Here is a 14,814-nt window from a genome sequence, read left to right on the forward strand (position 1 = left end):
CAAACAACTAGCCTAATATGCCTTGCTTTCTTCTTACTACATCTAATTGATTTCTCCGATCGACAGATCGCATTGCTCGTTCTGTGTGACGGGATGTCATTAAATAGTCTGGTAGGTTTTGTGTAACCAAGCCTGTAACTCCACGCTGATCAAAGAATTGAGTTTCTTGGTTTTCTACTTCATTCCCAGCCACTTGAACTGATTGACTAACTAGACGGCTACCTACTGTTTGGTTAGCCATAGTAACAGTCTGATTGACATTATTCGCCATTTGTATTTCTTGTGAAACTCTTTGAGCAACTGCAGCTTGCCCTGCCATTTTAATAGGTTGTAATTGTCCATTATTAATTTCAACTGGAATTGTTACAACATCATTGTTATTTAAGCGTGTATCTCCTGAGTAAACTGGAGAGATACGATATGTTTGTCCATCTTTTTCAGCTGTAACAAATTGACGTCCTTTTTCCACAACTACTTGAGGATTTAACATGCCAGAAGAAACAATATCCTCTGTATAAAAATTCCCTGCATCTACACGCTGGTTAAATACAGGTGCTTCATTCCGTTGTACAGGTGCATGTTTTGAACTAGCACTTGGATTTCCTAATAAACTATTGTGGGATGAGTTAACTTCAATAGGTGTTTGAATCTTTGCCCCGCCACTATCTAGACGATATGTAGATGGACCACCTTTAGCTCCAGGCATTACAACCAAAGAATCTCCTTCTGCAGTAAGATCTTGATAAACTACGTCACCTTTTTTCAGTGACTCAGCTCCTGCGCCAATACGAGAAACTGTCATTACTTCACCACTATTAGTCCTTACTTCTACATGTGAGGAATCGCGAGTAATTACTTGTCTAATTGCCCCAGGTGCAATTTTTGTATTACCATAATCATCTGTAATAGTTTGAGCCATTCCAATAACTTCAGAAGGTGAAGCAATTTGTTCCTGCACTGCTTGAGTGTATGGAGAAGACATTCTCGTTGCTCCATTCTGAGCTAACTTTAATCCTGTTCTTCCTAACACTAGAGCTCCTGTATAGCCTGCTGCATTAGTAAAATTCCTTTGTGCTAAAACTGCATCTCCACCACTTTGAGCAATATGTTCATTTACCATACCAGTCGTAAATCCATTAATAGCATTAGGAATAGATTTGAAATATTGTCCATCGTTTTTAGATTGATTAAAAGCAGATAGACTCTCACCAAAACCTGCATCAAAACGTTTTCCTATATTTTTGAATGCATTAATGCCAGCTACTCCACTAATAAAAGTCTTTGCGGTAGATGATGATAAAGGTTCAATTGAGTTATGAATTGCATTTGAAAAGTCAGGGCCTTTCATCGCAGCCACGTGTCCTGCGTAAACCGACTTTTCTTGTTGTAACCAATCTTTCCTAGCTGTCTCCTCTGACATTGAAGGGGGTCTATTTTTAATGAATGCTGCTCCTTCTTGTGCGGTTTTAACATGAGCAATACTATTTGCTAATAAAGATAGATTTGGTTTACCTGCTGCATTGATTAGAGACGCTCCTTCTACTTGTGTCATTCCACTTTTTGAAGCTGATAGTAGATTGCTAGTATCGCCAACACCGATATGTTGTTTCGCGGCATCACTCATAAAGGTAGCAACCGCTTCTCTAGAAACATCCCCGCTTGCCCCTTTATTAGCAGCTAAAAACTTTTGTCCATCACTTAAAAAATGTGACTTAACGTCATTGACCCGTTTCTGGAACGCATCCTCTTTTCTTAAATTAAAGGCATCGTCTGATTCACCCAACCTTTGAGGATTTCTTATCGTATAATCTTGCATAAATGTTTCTTTATTATCCTTAGCCCATTGCTTTGCCATACCATCAGCTGATGCAGCAATTAGTTGATTACCGTTACCGATATCCTTGGCAAATTTTTTAGCAGATTGAATATGACTTGAAGCTGAAGCGTAATACTCGGACTCCTTCTGTTTCTTCAAATCGCCAAATTTCTTTTCTAACTCTTGCGGTGTCGCATTAGGGAATCGATCACGTAAATCATCCATGACTTTTTCTTTACTTACTTTTGCCCAATCGTTCGCATAGTGATGACTCAAACCCTTCGCCAGTGCTTCATCATCATTTGGACGATCTTTCATAGAGGTAACGGCATCTTTTCCAGCCTTGATTCTTGATGCTAATAAATTAACAGCGGCACTACCAAACCGACCAACAGGGTTCCCAGCAAGCTCACCTAGCTTAGCTCCTGCTTCTGCAAATCCGATTGAACCTGCTGGGCCTAAACCTGAGCCTGCTACAGAACCTGCCATACCCATAATCGCTTTACCCGCACGGCTCGTTAGATCACCTGCTTTTAGCATTCTATTTGTTTTAGAATCAGCAAAACCTTGTTCTTTACTGCTTGTAATTGACCCTGATGTAGCTTCATTACCTTCGCTTCCATCACCTGTTTTACCATCACGTAATCCAGATGTACCTTTACGCAAACCTTGTAATGTGCTAGCAACTGATTTACCATCCATTGCACCTTTTACAGCTCCAGCCATACCTGCTAGTGCACTCATTCCAAACATAGCACCAGCTTTTGAAAGGTTGCTGTTCATGCCACCTCCCATACCTAGTAGTCCTCTTATAGACTCTGCAATAGGTATGAAAATGACATAGACAATTATTGTTTCAATTAAGCCTGAACCCGAAGTAGATAACATAGCTATAGTCCAGAACACCATTGCATGAACAGATTGCACGAATATTGTGCCTGTAAGTTCTTTAAACCAAGCTGCTGTGATAGATTTTAGGTTTGGTACCATCCAAAAAACCATCATTAAAGGCCCTAAACCCATTAAAAGGATTAAAGTAACACGGCGCATCATGTAGTAGAAGTTAGCCCATAATGCCAAACCTAATAACACAAGGTTTATCGCAATTTTCCCTATCACACCTTTTAATGTAGATTCTTTATTGTCTAGATCCATTTGTTCTTGGATAGTATCTAGTTGTGAATCATGAGTACTCGCAAAAAGGCTGATGATTAAATCGTTAATCTGAAATAATATTTCATATAATGTTGGTAAAAAGTACAACATCATACCTACAAGGACTAAATCTTTCGTAAACTCTATAACTTCATTTCTTCTACTTGCATTGAAGTGTGAGCTTGATATTCTCATTCCTCCAAACACAATGAATGCAATGAAGAAACTCCCTGCCAATGTAAGTATCATTAAATACATAGGTGAGAAAGCGTTTGTTAAATCGGTATCATGAAATGTTGACCAAATTAAAGTCTCACCATCATCTTTGTTTTGTCCATAAACTAAATCCTTTAGCGACGATAGACCTGTGAAAGGTTCAATGAAACTTTTGTATATAAAGGTTATTAAACTTTCAAATATGGCAAGTATCTTCTCACCAATTGCTTCGAACATTTTTCCATCTCCTTTCTGTAGATTTGAATTATTTTACAAACCTGCTCTAGCAAACTCTCTTCGTTTACGTGACTCTGCTAAAACGTTAGCGTTTGATTCTATAAATTCCAAATCACTTGTAGATGGATCTGTTCTTAAGTGAACCGAAGACTTTCCAACTCGTAAAATACATTCACCCTTTTCTGGGTTTTCAAAAATTAATTTTCTTTCTCCTCGTGTTAAATTAAAGTGTTCATCTATTGCAGATAAATCAACTGAGTTTTGTTCAAAGAACATATAAGCGTAAGTGTTTTGGAGTACGCCCCTTGCTTTTTTTGACTCTAGAATTCGAATAAAGTCTTGTGAAGCAATACGGAATCCAGCATTACGTTTACGAGCTCGGCGTGCCATTTTTTCAGAGAAAGATACAGTTTGTTCATTGTCTACCATTGTCCAGAACTCATCGGCGTAGACGACTTTCTTCTTTAACTCGTTATCGATATTTTTAACAAAATATTCCCAAACGTAATTCAAGATCACGTGGTAAGCAATTGGACGAAGATAGCCTTCCTCCATATTCTTCAGATTGAAATTCACCAGTTTAGCAGTATGGATATCCACACCCTCATTTTCTTTTCCAAAATATGTTTGTCCATCAAAGACTGGTTTTGACCCTGTAGATAAAAACGGCCTTATATTTGCCAATAACTTTTCAGCTTTTTCCTCGTTTTTATACTTACTGTATAAGTATTCAAAAACGTCTGTTAAAGTTGGCTCAGGCTTTTTAACTTTTGTTTGAATGATCCTTCCATTTTCCTCTTTAGCTCCCTCTACATAGAGAGATGATGGATGTGTGCGATATAAAAATCTTTCATCTTCTGTGTAAAGATACGTTAAAGCTTCCTCGATATAATTTCGTTCAAATATGTTTAATCCAGGATTTTCTTGATTCTTACCTCGGCTCAAGATATCAAAGAAGTCTGTAGCTTCATTTATCTTTTCGCGAATCGGAACAAATTGAATGAACTTTTGGCCGTCTTCACGTTCAATAATTACGCGCTCTTCTCCATCTTCTAAATCCTCAAGCTCTTCATCATCTTCATCATAGGGAATAGTTGAAACATGAATTGCTAGTGGATTAATTCGAATTTTACTATCCTCTGAAAGTGTAATATTAATGCCTCGTAATCGTTTAACAATGCGGAGATACTCCCCTTCCACATCAATTAAACGGGAGTAAACATTCATACCTGTAGTTTCCCTGGATAGCAGAAGTTTCATTGCGATAGATTTCCCTGAACCCGAGATCCCCAATATTGCCATATTGTAATTTGGGGGACGAAATGACTCTGTACCAAAAGCATTATAAAATTCTTTTTGGCCTGTTCTCCTATTGTTTCCGATAGGAATCCCACCGTTAAACTTCCCACTACCACTAATAAAGGGTGCAAAAGTTGAAAGCGCCCGACGGTCAATATTTCTTAAGGAATCTGGGATTTCATTCTTCCCTAAAGGTGTATTTGAACGAAAACCTTTTTTAACACGTCCAAAAGTTGAAATAATTTTAATAAAACTACCTGATAATAAATCCTCTAGATACTCACGGTACTTATCTAATGTTCGCTTGGAATCACCGTAAAGTATTCCAGAAACGCTCACATGATAAAGGTCGTTCTCGTCAAATTGAGTTTCTTCAGCTAAGATTTCGTTATCTGCAATCTTCGTTTCTATGTCCAAGATCTGATCTTGATTTCCTCTTTTTCTTTGAAAGAATAAGTTGGATTTCAATATGGTATTTTGCTTTTGTAGCATCTTAACGGCTAATGATTTAGGTATTTTTTGAATATCAATCATTACATCACATTCGCCACTTGCTACAATGTCATTTAGCCAATTTGTTTGCAGCTTACGTGGATAACCATCCCTAGAAATATAGAAAGGATAAAAATGTGTCTCTGTACTGAAGGATTGTTTAATAATTCCCGAATCGTTACTCAATTCCGATATACCTATTCCGTCTGGAGAAATAACATCCCAAACATTTGGTTTCATACTAAGTATTGATTCTTCTTCTGACATTTCTGGTTCAATTGGAGAATCATCGAGATTGTCCTTAGACCGACTGAAGATGCTCTTCTTGGCTGGTTTGGCTTCCGCTGCTTTCTTTTTCGTTTTGAACATACTTTTCTAATTCTCCTTTCACTAAGGCAATTCGTTGAGGGGTTTGATCCGCTGTTACATATAAGGAAAGTTGTTCTTGTTTTTCAACATCTTTATAGCGATTTTTTAAAGCTCTTTTACGATTAAAAGCGTAATAACAGACCTCTACTATCCCATCAGTTGATAACATATTTACTTCCATCTCACCAGTTCGTAAATGTTGTTTTGCTGCTTGGATACGACGATGTAATTCATTAAATGCTTTATCAATAATCTTTTCTTCTAATTCTTCTTTATCATCTGCTTTGATTTCCTTAACATCTACACGGTAATCAAAAATGATGAAACGCTTAGCCTCAAATCTTGGTTCAGAATTTTGCCAATATAGAAGATCTCGAACCATGTTTTCACCGAATTCACGTGCGTCGTGATTTAAATTATCTTGAGATTTTAATGTTTTTTGAATTTCCTCAATTGCTTCTGATAAGTCAACATATCGATTTTGTATATAAACACGCACATCGTATCTATTAGAAGCAATCCAAGTTTCGAATGCACCATCGATTATTTCTTGCTCATCATGATCCCTAAGATAGTAGTTAACTGGCTCCACTTCAGCCATCATGCTAAATTCATTGTTAACTCTTCGAACCATATGATTCTCAAAACCCACAATGTCAGGAAAAAGTGTACGAAATGGAGCAGCCTCTTCCTCATCTAATGTAGATGGTGTACCTTTCTTTTTCTTATTACTTTTCTGATCGGGTTGCTTGTTTAAAGAAATGTCATTTACTTTTACTTTCTTTTCTTTCCAAGGGATTATTGGTTCTTTCAACATCACTCTCATAAGAATGTACATGGCTAAACCTATAGCTCCGAAAACTAGAACATCTATCAAAAAATAACTCTCCTTTCTTTTAAACCCCTCTTCGCCACTTTCCATACTGTGTTTTCTTCTGTAGTTTTATTAACATAAAGTAGTCTCGATTCATGTTGTACTTTGAGACTTTTGTAAAACCAAAGAATCCTACGATAAAAGCCACAGGAAGGATAGAAATTGTGCAAAATATTAAGGCAGCAACCCATCCAGCTACCAAGTTTACTATTGCAAATAATGGAGGTACGTATGAATAGACCACTGAAATTCCTACTCCTAAATAAATGGCCTGCCTAGTCGATAAAACCCCCATCAGATTTTTTTGCTCACTGGACATATCAACTGGTACTGTCACCCTTCGCAATTAAAATCACCTCTATGCTAGATTGATAAAACAGCACCTTCCTAAATAGAAGGTGCTGTTAACTTACATCTAATGAACCAAAATTACTTACCTTGACCTAAGCTGACTGCCCATCCGCCAATATCCCAAGCCTTGTAGATAATGAATAGACCAATTGTCGCAGTAAACAATGAACCAATACCTAATGCGCGCTTCTGTGGATTACCGTTACTACCAGATAATTGCATGGCACCTATAACTATGAATAATATTGACCATAGAGCACCAAAGCCCATCGCTATATAGATTAATGATGTAAAACTACCGAAGAAGGAATCTTTACCTTCACCATTAATGCTTTTTGACTCAATCCCTGCAGCTTTAAGGGCATCATCTGCTTTATCAGCAAAAGCTTGGGCTTGAATTAAAAACATTGTCGAACCCACTAATAATGTTGACGTTAATGCTTTTACTTTTGTAGATTTCATAGCATTTGAGATTAATTTCAAATTTTTTCACCTCCATTTTTAGGGACAAAAAAACACCCCGCTTTAAACACGACTCACCTCACCTATAGCTACTGCTATAAGTAAAGTCATGTAAAAAGCGGGGTGTTCCCGTCTTTGTATATTTAATTTCATAATTTCTATATATTGATATTAACCAATATGGAAGAAGTATGCAATAAAAATTTATAACTAACCTAGAGAATAGATTTTTTTGCTATAATTGAACAATTGTAACTAATTATAGGCAGGAGTTATAACATGGAAAATCAAATTATATTAAATTTACAAAATAAAGAAGGTATTGAAAAAGGTATTAAAGCTTTATTAGGAGAAAATTACACACCTTTTATAACATTCTTATCAAAATATCTCTTTGACGAATCAGAAAAATACGACACTCCTTTTAATTTATCTTATTTAGAGAATAATATTGATATAAATTGGGAAAGTATTGATATTAAAAACCTTTGGTTAGTAAATTACCACTTTACAACTAGAAATAATAAAGAAGAGATTATTGAAAATCCAATCCATCACCTTCGCTATCTAGTTAATGAAGAGACATCATTAAAAATATTTTTAAAAAAGCACAACATAGCTTTTGATGTAGAAAATCAACTAATGCGTGTGGAAGATAGAACTTATAATATTCTTGACCACGGTGATGATAACAATACTCCCTTATTTTGGATTGATACAAAACTAAATACAGACCCTGAAGTTTGGGCATTTGCTCGTGTATTAGATATTGGTGAATACAATAATGATTTTCCTGATTATCCTGAGTTTATTCGAAATGTAGCTGATGTATTGGAAGACGATACAGATTTTCTTGATGACTGGAAAAGTACTTATGGAAAACCATATGTAATTGAATTTAAAGAGCATTTAAGTAAAATCAAAATCTATGATGATCATCCAAGCTCATGTGATGAAGACACTATGAAAAAAAGATTGATAAATATATTACTCACCCTATTACTAAGTAGCTTAAGATCATGTTCATTTGTAATTTTTGAGGATATCTTTGGCGAAAATGATATATTAAAAATAGCTACAGCACTTAATCGTTTAAACGATTACAATAACGATGACTCCCATGATGTGCTTATCACCTCATTATTAAAAGGTAATGATTTGGAACCAGAAAACATTATAAAAATTTGGGACTATGAAGAATTTCAGAAGAGAAGTCCTTTCGAATAATTGAACTCACTAAAAAAATCGTATTTAAGAGGTAACGCTCCTAAATACGATTTTCTATTATTGTTGAACAAATACATTTTATAATTTTCTCAATTGTGGCGTGAAACCATTCAAAAGCAAGTCATCTATTCCTTTCCCATTATTTAATGACCATGCTGCTACATAAACTTCAAATCCAAGTGTTTTAAATTCTTTGACCATATCATGAAAATATGGACTTACATGTTCATTCACTGTTGCATCCATATCAAATGCTATATTGATACGTTTAACACCCATGGTTTTTAACAGAGGTAGTAAAGCTCTCCATGAATTAATTCCAGGTGCTGCAAGCATTGTATCTCCGACTTCTTCTATAATATCTGAAAATGCCTCAGCAATGTGATCAATTGCTATATCTGCCTTTAAAGCACCTTCTGTGATCCAGATCGCTTTTGATTTTCTCAAAGTTGTATGGCTATCACTATCTGGATTACTTAAATCCGCTTCAACCGCTTTATTCCAGGATTCTAGTTGTTTACTTGGAATAGCTACATGTATTGGAATAGGATCCCCAGCTACTGTCCCATACTTCTTGTTTGGTGAGCTTAACCAGTAATAACGTTGTCCTCTTGCCAATTTAACAGTCCCTAGAATTTCCCCATTTTCATCTACAACTTTCTCCATTTTTCCCTGTTCTAATACGCCTTCCCAAAACTTCTTACCGTTCACTACAATATTCACATAATTTGGCTGTTTAATTACATATGCCTTTAGATTTGGGTATTTAAGTTGATCTGTTTCTACAAAGTTTTTTACCTCGTCAACTCGAATTTGGTATCCAGTAATTAAATTATATTCGTTACGATAAGGAATCAAGATCCCTGATTGACCATTAATTGTCCAACTATCTTGGTTCATATAAAAACCTGGAATCCCTACTGTCATTTTAGGATCAGCAAGTCTATCTGCAAAAGGGCCAAGTACATTCTTTGCTGTTACCATAGGATGTTGTGGGAAACTGCGATATTGTCTATTTATTATTGTTCTTTCAGGTAGTTTTCTTACATTCATTAAATGTTGTGAATGCATATGAGATAACTCTGTAGTAGAATCCTTTGCTAATTTAGAGAAAAATCCATGTAATAAATGCACAGGGAATTTTTTCCTAGAGTTTGTATTTGATACTGTGTTACCAACATCTACTTTTACACCATCTTTTATTTGATGTAACCACGATTGACAGCTTCCTTTCCCAAATTGAATTTCACTTCTTTCTCGAATACAAGCTATTTTATTTCCGCTTTCATGAATCATACACCCTCCTGATTTTCCGCAAACTGGGCATACTGTACGTTGTAATTCAAACCAACCTTTAATTTTCGTTTGTCGATATACCATCATCCATAATTCCTCCTTTATTTGTTTAGATAACTCTCCTATAGGACTCGTTTGTTGGTGGGAAAAGGTTATATATTTTCAATTGTTTATGGTTTTTGTGATTTTTACCAATAACACAAACAATTGGGTTATCGTGTGCATCTAGTCCCTCTAAAATAACTTTTAATATTCCTTTATGAACCTGAACATCTGTTATTTCAGCTGTCCAAATACACTTAATTACATCACGTTTTGAATAACCCACCTGCAGCATTTTATCTTGAACAAATTTACTTAAAACAATCTGATTATTGACTAATGCTTTTCTGACATTAATAATAGTTAATTTCATTTCGTCACCCCTTTTTTAAAATAAAAAAAGTCTTTGGGATGAGAAAATAGACACAATTGTAGTGTATTTTCATCAAGTCCCAAAGACTTTATCGTAGTAAAATCTCGCAGTAGCTTTAGAATAGCCCGCAGTAAAACAATTAATATTATACGTTTTTATCATAACATTACACTTCACTTATCTTCAATAAGGAATCGAAAAGATTTTCTTAATTTACTTTTTACCTTATTGAACATAGTCGGATTTTCTATAGGTAATTTAGTATTAAAATTACTATTAAGAAAAAGGTGATTTCTTATTTGATAGAAGCCTGATTCCAGTTTTTTATACACCAACTCATTTTCTATTAAAGGTTTCGTTTGGTAATAATTTCTTTTCACTTCCTCGTGTAATGAAGGTAGAGAAGCAATGATTGAATAACCCAGTTCCTTCTCTAATCGACCAATTTGTGAAAAGTCATATTTTTTATTAAAGATTAATTTTATAGGTATATTGGCAAACTCATTCAACTGATTTATATACTCTTTCCAAGCTATTATCTCATGAAAAGAATCATCAACTATAATCCACAGCTCACTTAAATACAGGAGAGAGTCTAACGTGTGATTATTCATTTCTCCTGTTGGCAAATCAACTAAAACAATATCTAAAAGGCTGGGCATTTTAAAATATGATTCTATAGTTTCTTTATTCCATTTATGATCTATATCCTCTTCTTGTAACGGCAAGAATAGCACATTTCCATAAATCCAGTTTGCTTTCGTTGGCTCTATCTCATCATGTATCACTGTTGCATAACTTACCCAACTATCTGGAACCACCGTATAGCGATTCAACCAATATTTTAATATATGGTTACTTGTAATACCTTCCAAAACACCTGTATACATTCTTTGCTTTGCCAAATATAGAGCAAAATTAATAACAAAAGTAGTTACCCCAGTCTGATGAACAGGTGACCACACCCCTATTGTCTTATTTGTTTGCCATTCTTGTCTTGCAAACAACTGTTTTTGAATTGAACGAGCTTTTTTGTAATTTTCGTCATCATCAATTTCATTTTGATCTACTTTTACCTTATTATCATCCTCATTGGCAAGTGGCTCTTCAGCTCTTATAATCTCAGGCTGTACAATCTGTTCATGCTCATAGGACTGATGTTGCTCCAAGTCTACTTCTGGTGGTTCTGGATAAGGAATTGTATCATCTATCAATTGATTATGATTACTCGCACTTTTTAGAGGTGTACTTACATTACTTTTTTGTATCTCATTATTGACGTTATAGGGCAACGGTTGATTATGGTTCATCCATTGAGTATCACCTTGTTTTAGAAAATCTAAATTTGGTAAACCACTGTGTTCTACATTATTTATAACCTCTCCTTCGTCTATTTCAAACATTTCAAATTCCCAGTGATTTGTACTATCAATGTTCATATTATAAATTGCTTCTAATGAAGGACAATTAAATAGTACATTTTGTATCTGTTTTTCAGTAGCGTTTAACAATAGGACATATCCAACGTGATTTGGATCAATTTTATTTGTCCATTCCATTGCTAGTGTTCCGTATGACAATCCATAATCTGTACCAGTAATACAATCATTTAAGTAGGCTCGTAGCTCCTGCATAGCTGTAGCATTTATTGGAATACCGTTATCATCAGTGAATAGTATTATTTTTTTTATCATCGTATTTACTCCTTTAAAAGTGTCAAAAAAAACTCACATGAATAAGACCAATATAAGTTGGCCATCTCATGTGAGCAGTGTTTGCTTCTACGAATATTTAAAAATTACATATGGTTGTATTCTAACATATTTACTTTCTTTTGTATTTCATTTGCAAATATTTTATTGTATAATAGCCATATAACTATTTGTTTACTTTGTTTGCATAGAATTTATGTATAACACAACACTACTACTAACAGCCTTTGTGGTTGAATTGAGGAACGGGTATACTATGCCTGTTTGAATACAATTCTTCCCCAAAGGCTTTTTTGTTTTCTAACAAATAGTTAAATCTTTGAGGAAACAGGTGATCATTATGACAGGTATCTCCATTTTAGAAGCCCTAGCCCAACCAATGGAAGATAACGAGATTGAATGGAAAGTGCAAACAGTGTCTAGAAATAATCAAGGTCAACTCAACGCCTTAATTGTTCCTTATGTACAAGCACGTGCGATTCAATCAAGACTTGATAAGGTTTGTGGTCTACTTTGGCAGACAAAATATCGGGAACTGACTATTTTCGAGAAACCAGCAATCGAATGTACTATTTCTATTTTTCACAATAATGTATGGATCTCACGCTGTGATGCTGCCGAAGCAACTCAGTATGAGTCTGTAAAAGGCGGTTACTCAGATGCTTTGAAAAGAGCAGCAGTACAATTTGGTATCGGTAGATTTCTTTATTCTCTACCCCAATTCTGGGTTCCGATTAGTAACACAAGGCCTCAAGGTCAATCAGAATACATTGGAGGTCAGTACAAAGTAAATGGTAAAAATGAGTATGTTAAAGGTTACTATACTCGGCCTGAATTAAATTTGAATCAAAATCAAGCTTCCCTAGAAACAGGAAAACAAACTTCAGCAGCACAACAACCTTCGACTAAACAGAGCAATAAGAAAGAGCCGACTGAATATTCTCCTCAACAATTACAGAAAGAAATATTTGATTGTCTCCAGGTGTTAAATATTAATCCACAGTACGCTCCTAATTTATTTCACTACATCCACTGTCCACCTAAGCAACTACAGCATGCTTCTAAAGAAGAATTACTAGGACTCTATGAATTACTTCATCCAGTAAAAATGTATGTACTAATTTGTACAGATACTTTCAAACTTTCAGTAGAACATCAATTATGGTACGCAAGCCACTTCCTTGAGCAATCAATCGGTAGTTACATGCAGTTAATTGGTTGTCTTGATGATAGTTCAATTCGAATTATATTTGATATTATCCGAAACGATTTAAATACACAACAACGCGCTTAAGAGGACTTATACAATAGAGGACATCTCAAGTCCTCTATTCCTTAATACAACACAATTTGGAGGCTATTTATATGAAATTTCAAATCACAAAAAACATTCTTGATTCCATTTGCTTAAAATTTGGCAGATTATTATCTTGTTCTGTACCTATCCCTATTCTTGAAGGAGTGCTAGTTGAAACGACTGAAAGTTATATTAGCTTCATCGTTTCTAATAATGATGAAACAATACTTGAACGCATATCACTATCTGATGAGGTTAAGATTGAGGTTACTGGACGAGCAGTATTTCCTCGTAGCTTGTTTTCTATGTCTAGAAAACTAAAAGCAGGGGTAATAGATTTTTCTCTAAGTAAAAATAAGGTGACGGTAAAACAAAAGAAAACTAATCTGGAGTTTCAAGTAATGGACGCAGATGAATTTCCAAATCTCAAAACAGATCAAGCACCTATAAATACATTCTCTTTACCATACTCAGTGTTCAAATCATTTATTGAAGATACTGTCTTTGCAGTTGCAACTAATGAATCCCGTCCAATTTTACAAGGGGTAAAATTAGAACTTACAAACACTTCTGAAGGTACATTGTTTAGTACTGTGGCAACTGATGCACACCGCTTAGCTCAATGTCAGACAAAGAATTATTATACGAATGAAAACACAGTAGTCGTGACACCCCACGCTTCAAGCTTGAATCATGCACTAAAAAGTTTTAATGGTAACACATCTATAGGAATTGCTTGCTACAAGAATCAAATTGCTTTTGTGAGTGGTAATCAGAGAACTATTATGTACTGTCGTTTGTTAGAGGGCTCTTATCCAGACACTTCCAAATTAATTCCTCAAACTACTAGCTACTTTTCAGTTTCTACAGCTGAACTAAAGGATGGCGTAGAACTTATCAAAACAATGAAAGATTCCACCAAAAAAGATGCTATATGCAAAATACAATACAATGCTGGAACAGTGTCTTTAAGCTCCATTGATCCTGGCGGTGTATCTAAATTTCAGCAGGATTTGACGATCTCTGATTGTCAGATGGGGAATGTTTTTACCCTAAGTTGTAGTGCTGAGTATTTATTAGAATCCTTAAAGACCATTAGTACTGAAAAGGTAATGTTTAAAGTGGTAGATACATTAAAACCATTTTTAGTCGCTAATGTATTTGAAGATACTAGTAGCAGTGACGAACGCATTCAATTAATACTGCCAATTCGTACTTACTGACATATAGTGTTTTTTACCACTTGAAGTATATTAGGAGGAATATAGGTGTTAGATTTTGAGCGTTTCAATAATATTTTAGAACAGAATGGCAGACAAACTGATACTTTAAGATACGGGGAAAATTATATTTTCCATATTCTATATCATAGGTTATCTGTCAAAGAAATTAACTTTGATTCATTTAGTTTGCAGGATATTAATAATGTCATAGAAGAATTCGGAGATTATTTTGAATTCATAGAGGATACAGAAGAATATTTTATCAATTCTAAATCGCCCTTATATGCTATGGCTTCGACTTACAACATAATTTCATTACTTAATTCTACACCACATTTGAGATTCAAAAGAAAACATAAGTTTTTATAGGAGG

At 34.9% G+C, this 14,814-nt stretch carries 12 protein-coding genes; 4 read left to right on the plus strand and 8 right to left on the minus strand.

Annotated features, from left to right (window positions below):
- Positions 1-7: 7 nt before the first annotated feature.
- From EW028_RS20980 to EW028_RS21000, 5 genes are all read right to left on the minus strand, one after another.
- Positions 8-3,424, minus strand: a complete 3,417-nt coding sequence (locus EW028_RS20980; protein ID WP_131522241.1) for a TrbL/VirB6 family protein — start codon at positions 3,422-3,424, stop codon at positions 8-10.
- Between the two features lie 33 nt (positions 3,425-3,457).
- The gene (locus EW028_RS20985) at positions 3,458-5,584 is read right to left on the minus strand and encodes a VirB4 family type IV secretion system protein (protein ID WP_131522242.1); all 2,127 of its coding nucleotides are present in this window, start codon (positions 5,582-5,584) and stop codon (positions 3,458-3,460) included.
- Positions 5,517-6,506: a hypothetical protein gene (locus tag EW028_RS20990; RefSeq protein WP_131522243.1), complete on the minus strand. Its 990-nt coding sequence runs from the start codon at positions 6,504-6,506 to the stop codon at positions 5,517-5,519. Before EW028_RS20990 ends, EW028_RS20985 begins: the two co-directional genes overlap by 68 nt.
- On the minus strand, positions 6,481-6,795 hold the full coding sequence (locus tag EW028_RS20995) for a PrgI family mobile element protein (RefSeq protein ID WP_227745000.1): 315 nt from the start codon (positions 6,793-6,795) through the stop codon (positions 6,481-6,483). The genes EW028_RS20990 and EW028_RS20995 overlap by 26 nt, the downstream gene beginning before the upstream one ends.
- A 92-nt stretch (positions 6,796-6,887) precedes the next feature.
- The gene (locus tag EW028_RS21000; protein WP_131522245.1) at positions 6,888-7,292 is read right to left on the minus strand and encodes a hypothetical protein; all 405 of its coding nucleotides are present in this window, start codon (positions 7,290-7,292) and stop codon (positions 6,888-6,890) included.
- A 258-nt stretch (positions 7,293-7,550) separates the two neighbouring features.
- On the opposite strand from EW028_RS21000, the gene EW028_RS21005 reads away from it, so the two are divergent.
- Positions 7,551-8,498: a hypothetical protein gene (locus tag EW028_RS21005; protein ID WP_131522246.1), complete on the plus strand. Its 948-nt coding sequence runs from the start codon at positions 7,551-7,553 to the stop codon at positions 8,496-8,498.
- Between the two features lie 78 nt (positions 8,499-8,576).
- Here the strand turns inward: EW028_RS21005 and EW028_RS21010 are convergent, their stop codons facing one another.
- The 3 genes from EW028_RS21010 to EW028_RS21020 all read right to left on the minus strand — a co-directional run bounded on the left by EW028_RS21010 (position 8,577) and on the right by EW028_RS21020 (position 11,903).
- Positions 8,577-9,881, minus strand: a complete 1,305-nt coding sequence (locus EW028_RS21010) for a DUF3854 domain-containing protein (protein ID WP_131522247.1) — start codon at positions 9,879-9,881, stop codon at positions 8,577-8,579.
- Between the two features lie 22 nt (positions 9,882-9,903).
- Positions 9,904-10,209: a hypothetical protein gene (locus EW028_RS21015; protein ID WP_131522248.1), complete on the minus strand. Its 306-nt coding sequence runs from the start codon at positions 10,207-10,209 to the stop codon at positions 9,904-9,906.
- Positions 10,210-10,382: 173 nt separating this feature from the next.
- Positions 10,383-11,903: a hypothetical protein gene (locus EW028_RS21020; RefSeq protein ID WP_131522249.1), complete on the minus strand. Its 1,521-nt coding sequence runs from the start codon at positions 11,901-11,903 to the stop codon at positions 10,383-10,385.
- Positions 11,904-12,261: 358 nt separating this feature from the next.
- On the opposite strand from EW028_RS21020, the gene EW028_RS21025 reads away from it, so the two are divergent.
- The 3 genes from EW028_RS21025 to EW028_RS21035 all read left to right on the plus strand — a co-directional run bounded on the left by EW028_RS21025 (position 12,262) and on the right by EW028_RS21035 (position 14,810).
- On the plus strand, positions 12,262-13,215 hold the full coding sequence (locus EW028_RS21025; protein ID WP_131522250.1) for a Rad52/Rad22 family DNA repair protein: 954 nt from the start codon (positions 12,262-12,264) through the stop codon (positions 13,213-13,215).
- 71 nt (positions 13,216-13,286) lie between these two features.
- Positions 13,287-14,441, plus strand: a complete 1,155-nt coding sequence (gene dnaN / locus EW028_RS21030; protein WP_131522251.1) for a DNA polymerase III subunit beta — start codon at positions 13,287-13,289, stop codon at positions 14,439-14,441.
- Positions 14,442-14,486: 45 nt separating this feature from the next.
- A complete protein-coding gene (locus EW028_RS21035) occupies positions 14,487-14,810 on the plus strand; it encodes a hypothetical protein (RefSeq protein WP_131522252.1) in 324 nt (107 codons plus the stop codon).
- Positions 14,811-14,814 lie beyond the last annotated feature (4 nt).

The organism is Lysinibacillus sp. OL1 (assembly GCF_004332175.1).
Lineage (GTDB): Bacteria > Bacillota > Bacilli > Bacillales_A > Planococcaceae > Lysinibacillus > Lysinibacillus capsici.